The sequence below is a fragment of the Paenibacillus taichungensis genome, assembly GCF_013359905.1.
Lineage (GTDB): Bacteria > Bacillota > Bacilli > Paenibacillales > Paenibacillaceae > Paenibacillus > Paenibacillus taichungensis.
This window is the reverse complement of record NZ_JABMCC010000100.1, coordinates 112,403-132,938: the sequence shown is the minus strand read 5'-3', so window position 1 is coordinate 132,938 and position 20,536 is coordinate 112,403. Positions and strand designations below refer to the sequence as shown.

At 47.9% G+C, this 20,536-nt stretch carries 13 protein-coding genes; 3 read left to right on the top strand and 10 right to left on the bottom strand.

Going from position 1 to position 20,536, the window contains the following annotated elements:
• Positions 1 to 228: 228 nt before the first annotated feature.
• Positions 229 to 1,152, top strand: a complete 924-nt coding sequence (locus tag HP548_RS05745; protein ID WP_076290887.1) for a LysR family transcriptional regulator — start codon at positions 229 to 231, stop codon at positions 1,150 to 1,152.
• Between the two features lie 55 nt (positions 1,153 to 1,207).
• Here the strand turns inward: HP548_RS05745 and HP548_RS05740 are convergent, their stop codons facing one another.
• The gene (locus tag HP548_RS05740; RefSeq protein ID WP_076290888.1) at positions 1,208 to 1,879 is read right to left on the bottom strand and encodes a potassium channel family protein; all 672 of its coding nucleotides are present in this window, start codon (positions 1,877 to 1,879) and stop codon (positions 1,208 to 1,210) included.
• Positions 1,880 to 1,896: 17 nt separating this feature from the next.
• Complete coding sequence (locus tag HP548_RS05735) at positions 1,897 to 3,231, bottom strand: TrkH family potassium uptake protein (protein WP_076290973.1); 1,335 nt, start codon at positions 3,229 to 3,231, stop codon at positions 1,897 to 1,899.
• Between the two features lie 475 nt (positions 3,232 to 3,706).
• Between HP548_RS05735 and HP548_RS05730 the strand changes: the two genes are divergently transcribed.
• Positions 3,707 to 5,404, top strand: a complete 1,698-nt coding sequence (locus HP548_RS05730; RefSeq protein ID WP_175381141.1) for a CPBP family intramembrane glutamic endopeptidase — start codon at positions 3,707 to 3,709, stop codon at positions 5,402 to 5,404.
• Here the strand turns inward: HP548_RS05730 and uvrC are convergent.
• Positions 5,373 to 7,463, bottom strand: a complete 2,091-nt coding sequence (uvrC, locus tag HP548_RS05725) for an excinuclease ABC subunit UvrC (RefSeq protein WP_076290890.1) — start codon at positions 7,461 to 7,463, stop codon at positions 5,373 to 5,375. The two genes, HP548_RS05730 and uvrC, sit on opposite strands and share 32 nt — an antisense overlap.
• 345 nt (positions 7,464 to 7,808) lie before the next feature.
• The gene (trxA, locus tag HP548_RS05720; protein WP_036605788.1) at positions 7,809 to 8,126 is read right to left on the bottom strand and encodes a thioredoxin; all 318 of its coding nucleotides are present in this window, start codon (positions 8,124 to 8,126) and stop codon (positions 7,809 to 7,811) included.
• Positions 8,127 to 8,389: 263 nt separating this feature from the next.
• Between trxA and HP548_RS05715 the strand changes: the two genes are divergently transcribed.
• The gene (locus HP548_RS05715) at positions 8,390 to 8,545 is read left to right on the top strand and encodes a YqzM family protein (RefSeq protein WP_090810527.1); all 156 of its coding nucleotides are present in this window, start codon (positions 8,390 to 8,392) and stop codon (positions 8,543 to 8,545) included.
• Positions 8,546 to 8,661: 116 nt separating this feature from the next.
• Here the strand turns inward: HP548_RS05715 and dnaI are convergent, their stop codons facing one another.
• The 6 genes from dnaI to HP548_RS05685 form a co-directional block, all read right to left on the bottom strand.
• Complete coding sequence (dnaI, locus tag HP548_RS05710) at positions 8,662 to 9,612, bottom strand: primosomal protein DnaI (protein ID WP_053783224.1); 951 nt, start codon at positions 9,610 to 9,612, stop codon at positions 8,662 to 8,664.
• Positions 9,613 to 9,842: 230 nt separating this feature from the next.
• Positions 9,843 to 12,620: an alpha-mannosidase gene (locus HP548_RS05705; RefSeq protein ID WP_175381140.1), complete on the bottom strand. Its 2,778-nt coding sequence runs from the start codon at positions 12,618 to 12,620 to the stop codon at positions 9,843 to 9,845.
• A gap of 4 nt (positions 12,621 to 12,624) precedes the next feature.
• Entirely contained in the window at positions 12,625 to 15,798 is a 3,174-nt protein-coding gene (locus HP548_RS05700; RefSeq protein ID WP_175381139.1) for a beta-galactosidase, read from the bottom strand.
• Positions 15,795 to 17,114, bottom strand: coding sequence for a glycoside hydrolase family 125 protein (locus HP548_RS05695; RefSeq protein ID WP_175381138.1), 1,320 nt, complete (start codon positions 17,112 to 17,114; stop codon positions 15,795 to 15,797). Before HP548_RS05695 ends, HP548_RS05700 begins: the two co-directional genes overlap by 4 nt.
• Before the next feature lie 106 nt (positions 17,115 to 17,220).
• The gene (locus tag HP548_RS05690) at positions 17,221 to 17,385 is read right to left on the bottom strand and encodes a hypothetical protein (RefSeq protein WP_175381137.1); all 165 of its coding nucleotides are present in this window, start codon (positions 17,383 to 17,385) and stop codon (positions 17,221 to 17,223) included.
• Between the two features lie 43 nt (positions 17,386 to 17,428).
• Positions 17,429 to 20,536, bottom strand: a complete 3,108-nt coding sequence (locus HP548_RS05685) for an alpha-mannosidase (protein WP_175381136.1) — start codon at positions 20,534 to 20,536, stop codon at positions 17,429 to 17,431.

The window sequence follows — 20,536 nt, the reverse complement described above, 5'->3', positions numbered from 1 at the left end:
TTCGACAAATTGTTCCGTTTTCTTCAGGTGTGAACAACTTGTGTCACGATTCATGTTACTCCTTTTTTTCTTATAAGGGAATTGCAATATAATTATTAAATGTTATAACCTATAGGTATAAGTTATAAACATCGGTCGTGCAGGCCATACAACATGAAGAAATATTTGACAAGGAGATGCCTCACGCAAAGTACATTCATACGTTCATTAGAAAAGAGGTTAGTGCTCATGTTCGAGGAATTAAACGCTTTTGCGGCGGTTGTAGAGCAGTCCAGTCTGAACCGTGCATCGAAATTGCTGAATCTTTCACAGCCCGCGCTGTCTCGCAAAATCTCCAAATTGGAGGATGAACTCGGCGTAGCGCTCTTTCATCGCCGTGGTAAACGACTTGAGTTAACCAGCGTAGGCCAGTTCGCCTATACTTTCGCGGTAGAGCAGAAACAGCAGCAACAAAAATTTCTGACCATGCTGGCCCAGTACAAGGACGAAGAACAAAGCTCCATTACGCTTGGAGCCAGTCTGACAACGCTTCAAACCACATTGCCACCGCTGGTAAATGCCTTTATGCAGAAACATCCGAATGCGGAAATCAAGCTGGTGACAGGGAAAACGCATGAAATTGTCTCTTTTGTGCGGGATAAAAAAGCCGATGTAGGCATCGTTGCCTCTTCTATAAGTGAAGCCGGGCTAAACTGTGTGCCACTTTTTGATGATCATCTGGAGCTGGTTGTGCCCTTAACGCATCCCCTATCGGGTAAAGAAGCCGGAATGGAACATTTGCAAGATCTGCCGATGATAACGTTCTCCAAAGGAACCTGGTATCGCAAATTAACCGACGACCTGTTCCAGCGCTGCGCCGTGATGCCGGATATTCGCATGGAGATTGATTCCTTTGAAGCGATTGTCCGTCTTCTGCCTACCTGCAAAGCTGCAGCCCTTTTGCCCAAGTCATATCTCCGCCCTCAGTTGCTTGCGGACAATGATCTCGTCTCGGTATATCTGCCGCAATTGCAACAGACCCGGCGAACAACCTGCATGATCTATGGGGAAAAGGAAGACCTCAGCCAAACCTCCAGACAGTGGGTCAGAGAAACGGCTGCGCTCTTTACAGCAAAGGCGCCGCTGCCCTCACGGAGGACTACGACGCCTTAGCATTCATATCAATCAGCCGAGCTCAACGCTCTGCTTTCATTTAATAGACTCAGCTCTAGCTCTCTTGGCTGATCACTTCTTCCTCAAAACGGTCAATGTCGTCATTCATGCCGATAATTACCATGATATCACCCATCTGAAGCGAGTCCAGTGCAGTCGGGGCAATGATGACCCCGGCTTCCTTTTGCAACGCTACAATGCTGCAACCAAAGCGTACTCGAGCATTCAGAGTGGACAGCGTTTTATTATGCAAACAGGCCGGAACCTTCATCTCCACAATACTGTAATCATCGGACAATTCGATATAATCCAGCAGATTTGGGGTGACGAGCTGATGGGCAACCCGGATTCCCATATCACGCTCAGGATAAACAACACGATCGATCCCCAGCTTGTCCAGTGCCCGTCCATGAAGAACTGAAATGGCTTTGGCCACAACTGTTTTTACACCGAGTTCCTTCAGTAAAATAGCAGTGAGAATACTGGTCTGGATATCAGCCCCGATGGCAACGATACAGCAGTCAAAATTACGGATGCCCAGGGAGCGCAGCACTTCCTCATCCGTTGAATCCGCGACGACGGCATGGGTGACCAATTCACTCATGTCTTCGACGACTTCTTCATTTTTATCGATACCCAGCACTTCATAACCAAGCTCCATTAATTCCTGTGCCAGACTGGAGCCAAAGCGCCCAAGCCCAATTACCGCAAACTGCTGTGTTTTCATTGTTCTTCACGAACCCCTTATCCAATAATCATTTTGCCTTCCGGATACCTGTACAACTCTTTACCCTTTTTCTGTCCGAGTGCATACGCGAGCGTAATTGGTCCAAGACGTCCTGCAAACATCGTGAAACAGATCAAAAGCTTGCCGATCGTGGTCAGCTTCAGTGTAAGCCCCATAGATAAACCTACAGTACCGAAGGCGGATGTTGTCTCAAATAATATCATTAAAAAACTGCTGTCTTCCGTCGTACTAAGCACCATCGTAACGGCAATAATGAGCAACAGTGCAAGCAGTGTAATCGTCAGTGCTTTGAAAATGCGCTCCTGTAGGAGCCGATATCTGAAAAAGACGATATCTTCCCGTCCTCGCATCATGGCATAGACAGCTCCGGCCATAATCATAAATGTGGTTGTTTTAATACCGCCTCCGGTAGAACCGGGGGAAGCACCAATAAACATTAATATAATGATGAAAAATTGCGTTGCCTGTCTCAGACCAGCAATGTCTACCGTATTCGCCCCTGCTGTTCTTGGGGAAACCGACTGGAAGAACGAACCGAGAATTTTACCACCCCAGTTCAGGCCACCCAATGTCCGGGGATTGCTGAATTCAAATACAAATATAACCAAAGCTCCAAATATGATTAACAATCCTGTTGTCAGCAATACCACTTTGGAATGCAGCGACAGCTTCTTCGTCCTCCGATACTCCACCAGATCAGACAAAACGACAAAACCAATTCCTCCTGCAATAATAAGGAACATGGCTGTAAAATTCACGAGCGGATCATACACATACCCGGTTAAGCTGCGGAATTCTCCGAACATATCAAACCCGGCATTGTTGAACATGGAGATGGCATGCCAATATCCATAATAGATGGCCTGCCCCATTGGCATATCAAACGACCACCGAATGGCGAACAACGTGCCACATATGCCTTCCAATATGAGCGAGTAGATCACAACTTTCCGAATAAGGCGGACAATCCCCTCCATCGTGCTCTGATTCATCGCTTCCTGCAAAATCAACCGCTCACGCAGAGAGATCCGCCGTTTGAATGCAATCGCCACCAGTGTCGACATCGTCATAAAGCCAAGGCCGCCAATTTGAATCAGGATTGCAATTATGATCTGACCCAACGTCGAAAAATGAGTACCCGTATCCACCACAACCAGCCCTGTTACGCAGACTGCGGAAGTCGCAGTGAAGAGTGCGTCAATAAAAGGAAGGCTGACCCCGCTTCGACTGGATGCCGGGAGCATCAACAGAAGTGTCCCGAGCAATATAATACCCGCGAACCCTAGGACCAGAATTCGGGGTGGCGATAGACGCATCCATTGAACATTCATTTTCACTTGAGTATCATCCACCTCTGCCAAAAAGAAAATGACTCCACGATGTGGAGCCTTTCTCCGAAGCGCTTTTCCACATGACTTGACGGAATAGCCAAGCACTTGGAAAGCTTCACTTCGGAGTGTAAACATGTATGATTTTCGCTGTAACACATATACATTAGGTTGGAATACCTTTTATACATTCTATTCGTTCCCTTGTTAGCCTAAAGACATGCGGAATATTGGACATTTGATTCAAAATTATAAGCTCTGCGACGTTTGTATACAAAACGATTTTTGTGTAAATAGCATCGAATTCCGTCAAAAAGGGAAAAACTCAGATATGGCGATGGATAGATCAGATTGTTTCGATCATTTTCATTCGTTTTCATGCATTTGCACCACTTCTCGTTTCGTCATTGGCATTCGGGGCTTGGGCTGTGCTATCTTTACTTTAATATCCATATTAATAAAGGAGGAACAATATTAAATGAATCCCTTAGGGCAGCCTTTGGTACTCAAAGCTAACTTCAAGCGTTTAGGGTTGCTTGCGGCGATTGGCCTGATTCTGTTTTTCGTTTTTCAAATCTTTCCTGCCACCTCATCGCAAACGACTGATATCCAGTCTACTTCCTTCATAAGCAAGGAGAAAGCGGCGGAGTCGGCACGATCTTTTGCAGCTTCTCTACCTGATTATACCCTTCCGTCAAATACCGGAAACGAGCTTGTGACGTACCAAACCCATTCCGACATCTATGGGTATATGGCCAAAACCAAACAGTTAGAAACCTATAACAAGAAATGGGAAACAACCTATCCTTACGATGTGTACCGCGTTCGTTTGCCCGATCAGGACAAAGGCGGTTATTTGAATGTTGACGTACATATGAGAACAGGAACAGTTGTCGGTTTCAAGCGCGAACTGCCGTCTTCCCTGTATGCATCCATTGAGGCTGAGCAGGACAAAAGCAAAGTAAATGCTGCCCAACGTTTAGCTGAAGATAACCTTTCCCTAAAGGAAAAAGAGCAGCTTGCCGCTGGCGTACTTGGCGAATTCGGGTATAATGTACCGAAACTTCAACTGGACACCCGTGAAGAAGAAGCGGGGCTGCAATACACGGATAACGAAAAGCAAATTGGAGATTCCAAGCTGGAACTGAATTTTACGTTTGAAAACGGAGCCGTTCGCTCCTTCGAATCGGTCTTCTCGGTTCCTACCTCCCATACCGACTATGTACAAAATCAGACCCGGCAAGCCAACTGGATGACTTATGGCGGTTATGCTTTCCTGACCTTTGTGCTTGGCGTGCTCGCGATCATCTACAGTATTCTGACGAGAGCACACACGTCATTCAAACGCGGAATCGTTCTGTCTCTGGTATACTTTGCAGCTTCCGTGATTGGCACACTGAACATGATTCCGCTCTTTCAGGCGCAGGGGCTGTCTAACTTTATGCTGACCTTCCTGATGGTGATGCAAGCTGGGATTACGCTAGTCATGAGTGCAACCATCTATCTGTCGCTCGTTGCCGGTGACGGCATGTGGCGCAAAATCGGTCTGAATCCTTGGCCTCGAGCCAAAGAACCCGGATACGGCAAATATGTCCTGCACAGTATGTATACAGGATACTTATGGGCGTTGATTCTGCTGGGTGTGCAATCCGTACTGTTCTTTATTCTGGAGCGCAGTATTGGAAGCTGGTCAACAACATCGGCTGACCAGTCCACATACAACATGAGTTATGCCTGGATTTTCCCGATTATGGCCTGGATGGCCGGGATCGGTGAGGAAACGGTCTATCGTCTGTTCGGAATTCGCATGATGCAGAAGGTTGTACGCAATACGTTCATTGCTTGCCTTATCCCAACATTAATTTGGGCTCTGGGACACACCCTGTACCCAATCTATCCGGTCATCACACGTCCAATTGAGCTTACTGTTATCGGACTCTTGTTCAGTCTGATCATGCTGCGCCACGGCTTCATCGCCGTTGTATTCGCACATGTTATCTTTGACAGCCTGTTGATGGGGCTAAGCCTGATCTTCATGGGTGATGCACTGAACATTTCCGCAGGACTCTTCTGGATTGTGCTTCCGGCCATCGTTGGTTATGTCATCTATAAGATGAATCCAAAACAAAAAGAGAAGCCGTATGTCACGACTCCTCATCACGAAGTGCTGCAATAATCTGATTCGCAAGCTTGTCACCAATAGATAGAGGCCGGAAGTCTTCGACGCTGGCCTCTTTTATTTTGCGTAAAGAACCAAAATGCTTCAGCAGCAGCTTGCGCCGCTTTTCGCCGATACCCGGAATGGCGTCCAGACGGGAAGTCACCATCGATTTCCCACGCTGCTCGCGGTGGAACGAAATTGCAAAACGGTGAACCTCTTCCTGAATCCGCTGCAACAGGTAGAACTCCTGACTGTCACGCGGCAAGGAGATGACTTCCGGCGGGTTGCCGATCATCAATTGTGAGGTCTTGTGCTTCGCATCCTTTACCAGGCCACATACCGGAATAAACAGCCCCAATTCATTCTCCAAAATATCGACCGCAGCCGAGATCTGTCCTTTACCACCATCGACCACAATCAGGTCAGGCTGGGTCAGATTTTCCTTCAATACCCGCTCGTAACGGCGACGGATAACTTCTCGCATCGTTTCATAATCATCCGGTCCTTCAACCGAACGGACCTTGTACTTCCGATATTCCTTCTTATCCGGTTTACCATCGGTAAATACAATCATGGCGGATACCGGGTTCGTACCCTGGATGTTCGAGTTATCAAACGCTTCAATACGGTGAAGCTGATCCAGTCCAATAAAACGTCCCAGTCCTTCAGCAGCTTTGGATGTCCGTTCTTCATTCCGCTCAATCAGGCGGAACTTCTCTTCCAGGGCCACACGTGCGTTATCCACGGCCATGGTGATCATCTGGCGTTTCAATCCACGCTGCGGAATGTGGACTTTAATTTCCAGCCATTCCTGCAATGCTGCTGCGACCTGAGAAGGATCTTCGAAGCCTGGAGGCTGTTTATCAGCCGATACATCTTCCTGAGCAACAGCGTCGTCTTGGTTAACCATCGCAGCTTCTTCCGCTTCTGCTTCGGGTTGAATATCACCATAAGATGCACGGGATTCGGCAACACGTAGCTCAACCGCAGAATCTTGCGCCAATCGCGTTGTCTCTTCTGGCTCGATTGTCACCGCCGCAGGTACCGCTCCATCAGCATCGGATATATCATCCGCACCACCGTCACCCGCTGCTAGATCTTTTGGCATTTCCGGCAGTAAGATTTCCTGTGGCAACGCAGGATTATCACTGTAATACTGGGTCACGTAAGACATAAAATCACTGTACGCCTCACCGTAAAATGGGAACGTTGATACGTGTCGTTCGATCATTTTCCCCTGACGCATATATAGAATCTGGACACACATCCAGCCTTTATCAATGGCAAAACCAAACACATCGCGGTCTCTGGCGTCCGCCATTGTAATTTTCTGTTTTTCCATCATCGCATCAATGGCAATGACCTGATCCCGAAGTTCCTTGGCACGTTCAAAATAAAGATCCTCAGCTGCTTCCTGCATTTTGCGCTGTAAATCCTTTTTGATCTCCTCATGCCCTCCACTCAAAAATGAACTGATCTCCTGGGAGATCTCATCATACTGCTCTTTGCCCACTTCTTGCACACAGGGAGCGAGGCACTGTCCCATATGATAATACAGGCATACTTCCTTCGGCATCACGCCGCATTTGCGTAACGGATACATCCGATCAAGCAGCTTTTTCGTTTGGTGTGCCGCATATGAATTCGGATAAGGTCCGAAGTATTTGGCTTTATCTTTGAGCACCCGCCGGGTCACTTCGAGTCGGGGATGCTTTTCATTCGTAATTTTAAGGTAAGGAAATGTCTTATCATCCTTGAGCAACACGTTATACCGTGGCATATGTTTCTTGATCAGGTTACACTCCAGAATGAGTGCTTCCATATTGCTGCCGGTAACGATATATTCGAAATCACGGATTTCCGATACCAGGCGCTGTGTCTTCCCATTATGACTGCCGATAAAATATGATCTTACGCGATTCTTCAGCACTTTGGCTTTCCCGACATAGATAATGGTACCTTCACTGTTTTTCATGAGGTAACAGCCGGACATGTCAGGCAGCAAAGCCAGCTTGTGGCGGATCTGCTCCAGTGCCTTCTCCTGTTCCTGCACGTTTGTAATGAATTCATCCATAATTCGGTGGGTCCTCCTTCCCGATTACTGAGAAAGCTGATAGCTTCACCTTACATGAGGCACTCCGATGACAGAATGACCTTTCGATCGCTGTTACCCCCAGATTTTGATTCTTTTCTTATAACGTATAAATCCGGGGATAGCGCATGCTTCCGAAGTAGCTTTCTTTCAGAAAGCTTTTAGGCGACCACTTCGTTTCTACAGGTCATTTCTGCCCTCTCCGTTGTTCATGTAAATTTCAGTTCACCTTATAATAAATAGTATACTTTATATTGTCCTATATAAAAGGTTTCGACGCAAAACGCCCCCGGCGATAACCGGAGGCGTATGTGAAATCTTGGTTAATTATTGGTGTTTTTCGATAATTCCTTTGAGAGCATCTTTCGAGTTCAGACCAACCACTTTATCAACCGGTTGACCATCTTTGAAGAAGATCAATGTTGGAATGCTCATTACGCCGAAGCGGGAAGCGGATTCCGGATTTTCGTCCACATTGACTTTAGCAATTTTCACTGCATCGCCAACTTCGGTGGACAGCTCTTCCAGGATTGGAGCGAGCATTTTACAAGGACCGCACCAAGGCGCCCAGAAATCAACAAGAACCGTTCCTTCGCCTTCGACTTCAGCGTTGAAGGATTGATCGGATACGTTAACAATAGCCATGAAATTGTCCTCCTTATATATACTTACGGTTTATTTTAACCTGTAACGTCGTGAACGACACTTCCAGTATAACACAGGTACTCTAATGTTGTGAAATGAACGCATCAATGTTCATCTTCCCAACATCAAATCTTCACAATTGAAGAACTTGCAGGTTCGCTGCAAAATCTTTACAAACGCTTTCTTTTCCAAGTATACTAAAATTACTCCGGGCTTCAGCTACCTGTAAGGGCAAGCTGTTATCCCCATAAGGAGGCAATACCATGGATGCAAATGTGCGGATCAACGACCCGCGTGAACATGTGAACGAGGAACCCCGTAACGATCTGTTTGATCTGATAGCGGGTGTTGCTGGCATGGCCGGCCTGATGACGGTTATCTTTTTCGGAATGGTGATTTTCAAATTTATCACCGAATAGGATCTTCAGGTTGCACGCAGGCCAAAAAAGCCCGGTTTTCGCGACAATGCGAAAGCCAGGCTTTTTTTGGGACTATAGGAGTAAAAAATAGATCAGATCGGTAACATAATTAGAAATTAACGTTTGCCCCGCTGATTCTCACCCCGAACCGAGATGACATCAACAAACGGACGAATCCGGTCCATCAAACGTTGGCCTTTGTTCATTTCCTCGCCGTCCCTACTGGTGAAGCTAAGATGTTTCTCCAGCCCATCCAAGTTGTAGTTGGACGTGTAAAATGTAGGTTTGCGATTCATACGGTAGTTCAGAATGGAACCCATCACATGATCCCGAACCCATGGGTTCAGATTTTCTGCCCCAATATCATCAAAGATGAGCAGATCACAGCTTTTCAAAATATCCGTCGTTTCCTTCAGCTTGTTTCCTTCACTGATCATGGATTTCAGATCCTCCACAAAATCAGGCATGTAGATAATAACACCTGTGTGGCCCACAACCGCGAGTTCATGCAGCAGATAACACATCAAAAACGTCTTGCCCGTTCCAAATGATCCTTCCAAAAACAGTCCTTGCGGAGACAATCCATTCTCCTTGGTGTCGTTAATATAACGCAGAACCTGGTTCACCGCCGGAGCACGCATCCGATCCTTGCCCATAATTTCCACATCGTTATATCCTGCATTGAGCGCACGCTCGTCCACATAGAAGCTGCGGATTCTTTGCTTGATAACATGCTCATTCTGCCGGGCGATATGTTTGGAACAAGGTGCTTTTTTATCTATAATTTCGGGTTTACCGTTAAAATGCTCTACTTCCAGTTTGCAAAAGTGACCCTGGAAATCGTTAGGACAGTTGTCGAGCCCCGGACAGTTCGCACAGTTCTTCGAATCTTTGGCATACTGATACAGCTTGCTCAGATCGGTAATAAGCTGTGCATCTTTCAGTTCAGGATGACCTGCGCGGAATTCGCGTACGTACGGATCTTCCATCAATTCCGCCGCAATCCGCCGCGACTGTTCACGAAAGGAAGGATTCAGCTGCTGAAGCAGTCCTCCCAAGGATTCCATGGCTTCAAGCCCCCTTAATAGTTTCAATATAGAATGAACAATTGAATTTTACGATGACCATCATGATGGCAGGGTAACCTTCGATCGCTTGTAATTCTACTGTTCATTCTATATAAACTTGAGGAATAACTCAACATTTTCAGCTGGAAAAAGCATTATCCATTCCATGACAGTGCGCAGAACTTCGGTTAGACACTACACAACGAATTGATCTGATCACGCTTGGAAAATTAACGACGCAATCCCACCGTAACAATCTCACAAGGTCCCGCTTGAAGAGCCCATTCTTTGCTAGCCAAGGCAGCGGAAGATTCATTTACCATCGAAGCATTCAATTTGTCTGTCTCTTCTTCCAGAATGTTGCTCTGATATGCATCTTCCAATGCTTGCGGGATGGACTCAGAAGCAGCAAACTTCAGCTCAGTTGTATTCGACCCCATATTATACCAACGCAACATCAGATCACCCGAATCCTCGTTCACCTTCAGTGAAGAAAACGCAAGACCTTCCCCTTGCCACTCAAAAGGTGTGTTGCTTGGCGTCAGGAATCCCGGATGTACGTTCGTCTGAGCCAAAGTCCATGGGATCTGGAACTGGTAAGCTTCAATGTATGCTCCGGAGGTTGCTCCGTTCCCGTCATGAGGGATAATCTCCATCTGGAAGGAATGCTCACCGAGACACTGAGCTTCCGGTGTAGGGAACAATCCCCAGTCTCCAAGCTCTCCCACGGCACGAAGCAGTGTCACGGCAATCGTATTCCGCCCATCCTCAAGAACCTCATATTCATTCAGACCGAGATTGGCTACAACCAACCCAACCTGATCCTCACTTACATCAACAAAACTTTGCTGATGCTGGGTATTGCTCGGATTCTGCCATTCCGGTGCAGGCGTATTATCGCGAGTAGCAATTTCGAACATCGAGTCAACGTGATGAACAGCCGATGTCAGATCCGTCGGGAAGAGTGCCCGCACCCGATGATCCTTCGCCTGATTGTTGAAAGTTGTTTCGAGCTTGATGCCTTTTCCACTGCGGCTTAACGACACAATGGTTCGGATCTTGAGCGTAACCATTTGTTTGGAACGTTGAGCTTTACGATGTGGATAATAAATCAGTTCCCGCTGCTCACGATCAAGCGTTTCGTCAGCGAATTCAGGAATTTCCCAATGATGAACAATTTCGTACGAAGCTCTGTAAGGCGCATCTTCAATAACCCGAATTTCTGCTCGAAGATCCTTCGTAGTCAATGCCACTTCATTCTCCGGTTGCTTGAACATGTACTCATTGCCGATATCACCGACATTTTCATACACGCCAAGATCTTTATACGTCCGGCCTGTTCGTTTATCTGTGAGTGCAAAAGATCCATTGTCTGCAATATTTACGATAAAATATTCATTTTCCATGCCACGTTCACCACGCAGCAGTGTATTTGAATTTGCAGCATTGCTGTCCATGCGGACCAAAGCATACGTCTTCAGGCCAAGTGCAGGCACATTCTCTGCTTCAAACGTAATGCTGACCCGACGGCAGCTATATGGCTGACGGAATCGATCATCAGGCAGATCATAGCCGAATTGCAGACCCAGATCCTCTACCGTACATGGAACTGGTTTGCCTTCTTCATCCACCAAAATACGACCTGACAGGTCAATGGCGTTCATTTTGGCTGCCATATCTTCCAATGAGAAACCATCACGGAAGTACAAACGGGCCGCATCCAGTTCAATCTGAACTACACCGCTGCGCTCCCATCCCGAAGTGTTAAACACAACCACAGGCCGCGCTTCCTCACCATATCGTTCAAATGTTGAAGTATCCACAGCTGCAGCGATTTGGCTGGTGCTATCCTCAATCAGGGCCTCAGCCACATGACGGCTCTTATCAAACCGGGTGACCATCTCGCGATGCACCTCGTCTACGCTACAGCCACAGATGCTGTCATGCGGATGATTCTGCATCAACGTTTTCCACGCATAGGTAAATTGATCATGCGGATATGGATGACCTAGCAGATGCGCGAACGAAGCCAGGGGCTCAGCCACCTTTTCCAACATGGATTGGCCCAGTTGGTTCATCTGTTTCAGATAAACGCGTGCGGAAGCTGTGTTCACCAAAGTGCCCCAGCCATCGGTACGCTGGCTGCGCAGCTCTCCTTTTACAACAGACAGCTCCTGAACCGCAGATGCTTTCAACGCTGACAGATAGTCCGGGAAGTTGGAGTGAACAAACTCGATATCGGGATACAATTGTTCAGCCATACGGATGGCTTCAGGCAGATCCTTCTGAATCGGCTGGTGATCACATCCATTCATGTACAGCAATTCATTGGTCGATGCATATTTCTCCGCGTCAGCCAGCTTGGTTTCCCAGAACTTGCGAGCTGAAGCTTCGTCCACCGGAACTTCATTCCCGTTAGAGTACCAGTTGGCAAATAAAACACCGAGCACTTTAGATCCATCCGGACCTTCCCACATCAGCTCTGAGAAACTGGATTCGTATCCATCGTCAGACACCATGTTGTTGAAGCCCGTTGGCTTCACGCCTCGCCCGAAAAAGACATTATCGATGCCCGATTGCAGCATAAGCTGCGGTGTCTGTCCTACAAGTCCGAACGTATCTGGGAAGTATCCGATCTTTGAAGGTGCTCCGTATCGTTTGGCATCACGATGTCCAACCTGCATATTACGTACGTTCGCTTCACCACTGGTCAGGAAGGCATCCTGCAAAATATACCAAGGCCCAATGACAATCCGGCCATCGCGAATATGCTTCTCTAGCCGTTCCTTCTGATCAGGTCTAACCTGAAGATAGTCATCGATGATGATCGTCTGGCCGTCCAGGTAGAAGCTTTTAAAATCCGGCCCCTGATCGAGCTGATCCAGCAAGGCATCCACCAGTTGCACCAATCGCATATGATGTTTCTCATACGGCAAATACCATTCCCGATCCCAGTGCGTGTGAGAAATAATATGCGCTCTTTTCGATTTGCTTGTTGGTTTGGTCATTGTATTATTCCCCCTCTACCTTTTGTTGTACAATCTCTACTTCATCCGGACGATATACGGCTTGCAGCTGTCCGGCAGCATCTGTGGCAAACAGCACGGAGCGATTTTTCTCCAACAGGAACGTATATATGGCTCCAGTACGTGTATCTCTGACTTTCACCTCATGATTCAAAGCGAACTCCGATACAAATACGTACAGATTGCCTTTCGGGAAGCTCAGCTTCCGGCCATAAATCCCTGCCAGATCACCGCCAGATATCCATTCAAGTTCATTTTCAATACCAGCCACTTCTGACGCATATCGATACAGGTCAGCCAGCGGCTCATCCCGGCCGTTCAGCTCCAGCGGCAGCGGGCTCCAGATCAACTTGCCTTTGCCTAATGGTAGTACGACTACTTCATCAGGTGTATGATTCTCCGCATGAAGCAACGTTTCCTTCGCCACCTCGGCAATACGGCGACGACCATACGTGACGCGGTGATTCACACCGTTAATATTCAGCATTTCTTCTCGTTGTACGTTGCCCAGACTGCGCTGGCCAACAAGATGGTCTGCCCGATCACTTCTCTTCCAATAAGCATCCAACCCGAGCGGGCCAGTAATAAGCAGCGTAGCTCCTTCATTCTCCGCGAAGTTCAATAGCTCGCTTAAGGCATCGCTGTCCATGTTGTGCGGGCTCGGAACCATGATCAACTTCGGAGGTTGCTGCTTCAATGCTTCCAGATGATACTCGGATACAGCACGGAATGGCTGCTTCAGTTCATAAGCCATCACACGTGTCAATTTTGTGGTTGCATCGTAGGCCAGGGAACGGTTCGAGAAATCGTTGGAATACGGGAAGACCACCGCAATTTCCTCCAGCTCGCGATCGGTAAACAGGTCTCGAATCTGCTCCATGAATCGGCCAAAATCGTAAGACACATCGGCTTCAGGTTTTTCTGTACCGTCCGCTCTCAGCGCTCCAATATGAGATTCATTGGCATTATCCATATAAAAGTTCGTATTCCATATCCATTGCACAGCTCCGGCTCCGCCTGTTGAGAAGGCATAAGCGTATTTGCGCTCCAGAATGCTATGAAGCTCTTCCTCTGTACGTTTGGCCCGTCCATCCGGAGTTTCCACATACATGATGCCTGTCTCCTGAATGAGATTAGGTTTATGTGGTGTTTTGGCGAAAATGCCGTCCCAGATCAGGTCATCGTTGAGCCACCAGGAATGCACGGTTGTATAATCCACTTCCCGCTCATAGAAGAACGGTGAAGGACGCTGTGCTCCCAGAGCTTCATCCTGCCCCACGGTAACCAAATGATGGGGAACAAGATCCTTGATCGTGCCTACAAGCTCTCTCGCCCAAACATTATGCATCTCCATCGAGAAGAGACAGTAATCAAGCCAGCGTGTTCCTTTTTTAGCCTTGTGCATGTCCTGTACATCGAAATTGATCTCTTCCGGTTCAGGAATGACTGCTGCGGTAAAGTCAGGGAGCTGTTTAGGTGACATGTTCCATGCCTCCTGCAACGCTTCAATCGTCTGATGCCGCTGCTGAAGCCACTCGATAAACGCCTGCTGTTCATATGAATCTCTTGCCGAACGTGGCCCATCGGAGAATATGCGCACAGGATCAAACATCGACGGTTCATTAATCAAGTCCCAGTCCACATGTGTGGAATGTCTGTGACGACTAACAATGCTGCGAATGAATCGTTTCTGTGCATCTACACTCTGCGGGTCCAAATATGGATTTGTTCCTTCCCACGTCTCGGGTGTAAAGGAGAAAAAGGTAAACGTCACTTGAAGACCATGCCGTTTTGCCGTTAACAGGAACGCATCAATAGCACGCAGTACATCCTCGGACATGTGACCATCCACCTGCATCATGTTGCGATAGGCAGTCCAGATTCCGGTCCGAATCCAGTTAATGCCGGCTTTCGCCATCTGTGCCATATCCCGATCCCACACATCCGCATTGGGAAGGAACAGGAATTTCCGTGCCACGTCTGAGGTCATGTAAGTCATACCAACCACAGGCAATGGACGACCGTCTTTGATAAAATAATCTCTGCTGCGTGTGATGACTTCCCCTTCTGCCAACAACGCTGCGTCCTGACCCCAGAAGCCCTGCCGCAGTATGCGAACTTCTCCATCCGGTGCCTGAACACGACCGACGATTCGATACAGCCCGCTCTCGATTGAAAACGGAAGAAGAATACGTTCAAAACGCTGTTCGCCGGAAAGTTCCATCTCCAGTTGATGATTCCATACCTTCTCTACGGTGCCGTTTGTGCGATCTTCCCGTTCAACGGTTAAATCAAACGTCCAAAGTTCCGGCTCACTTCTTCTGCTACCCGCACGCTGTAGAATTTGGGTTTGGAGGATCAGTGAAGCTCGTTCACCCAATTCATACGAAGCATAGTTCGGCTTCAGAGATAGCTCGGTTACACCTTTGGCGCAATACTGCGCCCAGTTCACCATTTCGGCTGCTCCGTTCTGTTCCCAGAAGGCAGCCGTCAAAGGCAGATGCACAAACAGCCAGCGCGAACCTGCAAACGTACTGCGGGAGTTTTCCCATAATACGATTGGGGCAGCGATGCTGCGACCATCCTTGCTACGGCCGCGAAGCAGCGGAGAAATCTGCGTGCTCATCGGACCTGAGGAACCCATCTGATGTGGCAAATCGCTTGTTTTGGTTGTATGAGGTACGAGATTCCATGTATCCGCACTCTCGAACAGTCCCTCTTTGCCTGCAAGAAGTGGAATATCTTCTGAGGAAGTTAGTGAATCCACTTTGGCTGCGGATACCTTTAACGCCTCATGAATATAAAGTTCCTGATGATACGCCGTTTGTTCCGACTCGGAAATCCATGCCCCATTCTCCTGACGAACAGGACGTTTGAATGGTGCGCCACCAATGCTGATCAGACTTCCGCCCTGATGAAGAAAAGCTGCAATTGCGGTCCAAGCGGATTTTGGAAAATAAGGCGCATGCAGGTTCACGAAACACCCTTCACCTGCCGCTGTGCTCAAAGCCGAAGCCAATTCATCCGCGCCCACAACGATGATCTCTTCCGATGCTTTCCATGAATCAAGAGCACCTTGCGTTGGCAAAGTACCCTCCACTGGAAACGTTGGATCAGAGAAAATAATCAACTTGGTTCTCTTCACCTGTGCGCTACTCATAGCAAACCATCCTTCATGGATTTATAGACCAACTGGGAGAACAGGCTGTTGGACCAAGCAAACCATTTTCTCGTAAAAATCGTCGGATCATCGGCATGGAAACCTTCATGCATATATCCTGTATCCGCATCCGTTGCTTCCAGCATCCGAATGATTTCGAGCTTCTCTTCAGCAGACTGGGCCGTCAATCCTTGCATGGACAGACCCATATGCCAGATGTAATCCGGCGGTGTATGCGGGCTGCCGATTCCTTTGGCAACTTTGCCTTCATAATAGAACGGATTCTCTTTGCTGAGCGCAAAACGTCTCGTATTCTGATAGATCGGATCATCCGCTGTGACGTAACCAAGATAAGGAATGGACATCAGTCCCGGTGTACCCGCATCATCCATCAGGCAGTAGTTGCCAAAACCATCCGTCTCATAAGCATAGATCGGGCCAAATTCAGGATGACGGTAAATACCGTACAGCTGAATACCATGATCTACTTCCGCTTCCAGATCCTTAAGCTCCTGCAGGAACTCCATATCCCGGAATACCCACTCCGCGAACTCCTGCATCTGACGCAGGGCAACAACGGCAAACATATTGCCTGGAATGTTGTAATGGAAATCACACGCATCATCACTGGAACGGAAACCGGACCAGATCATGCCTGTGTAATTAACGGGCATGCCTCGTCCGTTATTGCGGATTGAATCCGTAGCAATGCCGTTATTGCGGGTAAAGCTGTATGGTGATTGCTCCATGTGATGCTGCTCCACCCGGAACAAATCCACGATTTTGCGCATGGCGGCTTTGAAGCTGGAATCGAAAATATCCGTCAGTTCAGTTTCTTTCCAATATAAATAAGCGAGACGCACAACAAAGCACAAAGAATCAATCTCGAATTTGCGCTCCCACACCCAAGGTGACATCTCGGTCACGTCGGTGGTGTTCCAATGCCAATCATTCGCTGTCTCGTTGAAGGCGTTGGCATATGGATCAATATGAACGTACTGGATGTGGCGCTTGATCAGACCACCTATAATGCGTTGCAGGTCTTGATCTTCCTTGGCAAATGGAATGTAATGCACCACTTGCTCGACGGAATCACGCAGCCAAGAAGCTGGAATATCGCCAGTGATGATAAAGGTCGTGCCGTCGTCCATTAATTTCGTGGTTGTTTCAATCGTATTCGGGAAACAGTTCTTGAATAGTTGAAGCAGCTTCGGTCGATGCGCCAGCTTCTGCTCTGCTTCTTCCATTACAGCCTGTACGGCTTGTGGCAATGCAACAGTTGGCATCGGTATTTTGGGTAGTCTGAATTGTTCCATGAATGAGTGCACTCCTTAAACAAATTGAATGGTGTAGCTGTAGCAAGATAAACCCATTAACTGTACACTAGGACACTACGATTGCAGTACCATCTTCCGATCGCTGTTATCCCCAGATTTTTTTGGTTCCCTTCTCGATTTTTTTGATTCCCTTCTCCAAAGGGAAAATCCGGGGATAGCGTATGCTTCCGATGCAGCTTTCTTTCAGAAAGCTTTTAGGCGAATACTCCGTTTCTTCATCTGGTTCTGCACTCTCCGTTATCGTGTACATGTTTTAATTCATCTTACATAGCTCAAAAATATTTCAAAAAGGTTTACCGTAATAGCACGGTTTTTATTTCGTAAGGTTTAAAAGATAATGTAATCTGACCATTGGTGCTATCCAAAGGCTCGCCTGCTTCTTCCAATGCATTGGAGAGATAAGCTTGCTCAAATGCATGCGGCCATTGCAGCGTCACACGTTCACGTGTGCCCGAAGACTCATAGAAACGGAGCACTATACCGTTTCCTGCCTCTGCCGGTTTGACCGTATCCAAGATGACATGGTTGCTATCGAATTCAATCCATGCTCCAGTTGCCGGGCGTACGCCTGCGTCCTGGTCCACCTGATGCACAGGCACTTCATGGTTCAATTCGGCTGCCTGACGTACTGTATGTGCACTTCTCCAGTCGCCTTCATGTGGATACAGGGAATAGGTAAAATCATGTTCTCCAATATCCGCAGTCCGGTCAGGCCATCTCGGTGCACGCAACAAGGAAAGGCGAATCGTGCTTCCCTGTACGTCGTATCCATATTTGCAATCATTGAGCAGACTGACGCCATATCCGTGCTCGGCGACATCTGCGAAGCGGTGTCCGCACACTTCATACTGAGCCTGCTCCCAACTCGTGTTGCGATGAGTTGGACGCTCCAATGCACCAAATGGAATTTCATAGGTTGCTTTGGAAGTCACTATATCGATCGGGAAGCCCACTTTGAGCAATTTATGATCTTCATTCCAGCTTACATGGGTCTTGAAATCGATTCGTCGATTGTCATGATAGAACACCATATCCTGTGTAATCACAGACTGATGAAGCTTCCACTGAAAACGAAGTACGTCCTTCGTAGTACCTGCCAAAACCAGTTTTTTCTCCAAGAGCTCCACTTCTCCAGCAACCTGAGCCTCATAACGGCTGTCGATATCCCAGGCATCCCAGAGCGTCGGACGGTCATGGAAAAAGTGAAATTGATTGCCGCGTTCACCTGGCTTCAGAATCTCGCGTTCTGCTGTCTTGTCCCACAAGCGGGATATCTCGCCAAGCTCGTTAAACTGAACATGGTAATACTCGGTTTCCCATGTATCTGTAAAGTTCTTTTGCCCAGCAATGCTCGCCATTTCCCGTACATTTGTTTCCCTTGCATTTTCCGGTACGAGCCAAATCGTCTTATGACCAAACGCTGGAATATCCGTCACTAGAACCGAAATTTGGCCATCTTCCCGATCCATGCGCAAACGCTGACCTTCTTCATCGATGACGTAACGATCCAATTCATCGTGGAAATGAAGTTGAACGACTTCACTTCGATTCCAACCAAGGCTGTTGAAAACAACATAAGGAACAGAACCCTCTGGCCCCTGCGTATTAATTCCCCTCGTTAATGCAGCTACACCTTGATTCAGTCCTTCTCTACCCAATTCGAATACCCGAATATACTCCTCATCCGACGTTACATAGGATTCTGTTATGGCCGAACCAGGGATAATATCATGGAATTGATTCAGCAAAATCAGCTTCCATCCATCATGCAGCGCCGAACGTACTTTAGCATCCTGCTGCGGCTCCATACCCGGTAGGGCAAGTGTGTTCCAGAGCTCCGCTTCGCGATAAAGCACCTCAGCCTTCCGATTGTTGCGCTTATTGCGGCCATGGGTCGTATAGGTACCCCGGTGAAGCTCCAGATACAAGTCGCCATGCCACTTCGGAAGATCAGGCTGTGCCTTCTCGATTCCGTCAAAAAAGGCTCCGGCGGTACTATAACCATTCTTCGGTTGGCCCACCATCAACTCGGAACGGTCCACGTACTCCAACATCTCTCGCGTCACGCCGCCACCACCATCGCCATGCCCGTACAGAAGCATATGCTCAGGATGCGCCGCCTTCTCGCGGTATGACTGCCAATGATCATGAATATCCTTCGGCAGCGTATGCTCGTTAACACCATGATTGAGATAAGACAGGATGGACGTACCATCAATGCCTACCCAGTGGAAAAGATCATATGGAAATACGTTCGTATCATTCCATCCGAGCTTGGTCGTCATGAAGTACTCCACATTGCCATGCTTCAAAATTTGAGGCAGGGAAGCACAATAACCAAATGTATCTGGCAGCCATTCAATCTGTGATGTTTTGCCGAACTCCTCCATATAGAAGCGTTGACCATATAACATCTGACGAATCAGGGATTCCCCGCTCGGAATGTTCAGATCCGGCTCAACCCACATACCTCCAACCAGTTCCCAGCGTCCTTCCGCAATGCGTTTCTTTACCCGTTCATACAGTTCGGGATCATGTTCCTTCAGAAAAGCGTACAGCAAAGGCTGGCTCTGGGAATAAACATAATCCGGGTATTCATTCATAAGTGCATCCACCGTGGAGAATGTACGACTGGTCTTGCGCACCGTCTCACGTACAGGCCACAGCCAGGCAATATCAATGTGCGATTGCCCTACCATATGCTCCAAGCCTTCGGCGTTTCCACCAATCTCTCGCACTTCATGGATCAATCTTTCTTCGATACTGTGGATGTCATTCCCCTGCTTGACAGCCTCTTCTGTCAGGCCAACAAATTGATCCATTGCCCGATAGATCGCTTCCAGCAGGCGTACACGACGGAAATCACTTTCCGGCAGCAGCACCGCGGAATCACGCACAATCGTGACCGTGTACATCAGACTGCGAACAGGTTCATTCGGTCGCACCAGCAAACTGCTAATCGATGTAATCGGCGGCTGAATAACCGCTTGTTGGTTCAGTGGATCTACAGGCTCGGGTACCGGATCGAATAACTCAATCTCAAGTTCAGGCTGAGCCCCTACTCGTGAAGGGTCAAGTGTTACATACGTATGATTACGATCCAGCCCCTGATAAGAGTGTCCATTCACCCGAAGCAAGCCTTCCCCACCGGATTCAAATACAAGTCCGTAAGGTTCTTTCTGCCAGGAGGCAGGTACATCCAACCGTGTCCGGAAGAAATAGGTCGTTCCCTGATCACTTGGGAAACGATTCAACCCCTCTCCTTCTGGATAAGCCTTCTGATCTTCATATTGTCCTGGCACTTTATAATAAGCGCGGCTGATGTCCCAGCTGCGCAGCTCCATTTGCTCCAACCACTGACGTTCGGACAACTCGCGAATAAATCGTCTGATGCGTTCCAT

Coding starts and splice junctions, on each gene's coding strand:
- HP548_RS05745 (WP_076290887.1), top strand. CDS start 229: ATGTTCGAGGAATTAAACGCTTTTGCGGCGGTTGTAGAGCAGTCCAGT.
- HP548_RS05740 (WP_076290888.1), bottom strand. CDS start 1,879: ATGAAAACACAGCAGTTTGCGGTAATTGGGCTTGGGCGCTTTGGCTCC.
- HP548_RS05735 (WP_076290973.1), bottom strand. CDS start 3,231: ATGAATGTTCAATGGATGCGTCTATCGCCACCCCGAATTCTGGTCCTA.
- HP548_RS05730 (WP_175381141.1), top strand. CDS start 3,707: ATGAATCCCTTAGGGCAGCCTTTGGTACTCAAAGCTAACTTCAAGCGT.
- uvrC (WP_076290890.1), bottom strand. CDS start 7,463: ATGGATGAATTCATTACAAACGTGCAGGAACAGGAGAAGGCACTGGAG.
- trxA (WP_036605788.1), bottom strand. CDS start 8,126: ATGGCTATTGTTAACGTATCCGATCAATCCTTCAACGCTGAAGTCGAA.
- HP548_RS05715 (WP_090810527.1), top strand. CDS start 8,390: ATGGATGCAAATGTGCGGATCAACGACCCGCGTGAACATGTGAACGAG.
- dnaI (WP_053783224.1), bottom strand. CDS start 9,612: ATGGAATCCTTGGGAGGACTGCTTCAGCAGCTGAATCCTTCCTTTCGT.
- HP548_RS05705 (WP_175381140.1), bottom strand. CDS start 12,620: ATGACCAAACCAACAAGCAAATCGAAAAGAGCGCATATTATTTCTCAC.
- HP548_RS05700 (WP_175381139.1), bottom strand. CDS start 15,798: ATGAGTAGCGCACAGGTGAAGAGAACCAAGTTGATTATTTTCTCTGAT.
- HP548_RS05695 (WP_175381138.1), bottom strand. CDS start 17,114: ATGGAACAATTCAGACTACCCAAAATACCGATGCCAACTGTTGCATTG.
- HP548_RS05690 (WP_175381137.1), bottom strand. CDS start 17,385: ATGTACACGATAACGGAGAGTGCAGAACCAGATGAAGAAACGGAGTAT.
- HP548_RS05685 (WP_175381136.1), bottom strand. CDS start 20,536: ATGGAACGCATCAGACGATTTATTCGCGAGTTGTCCGAACGTCAGTGG.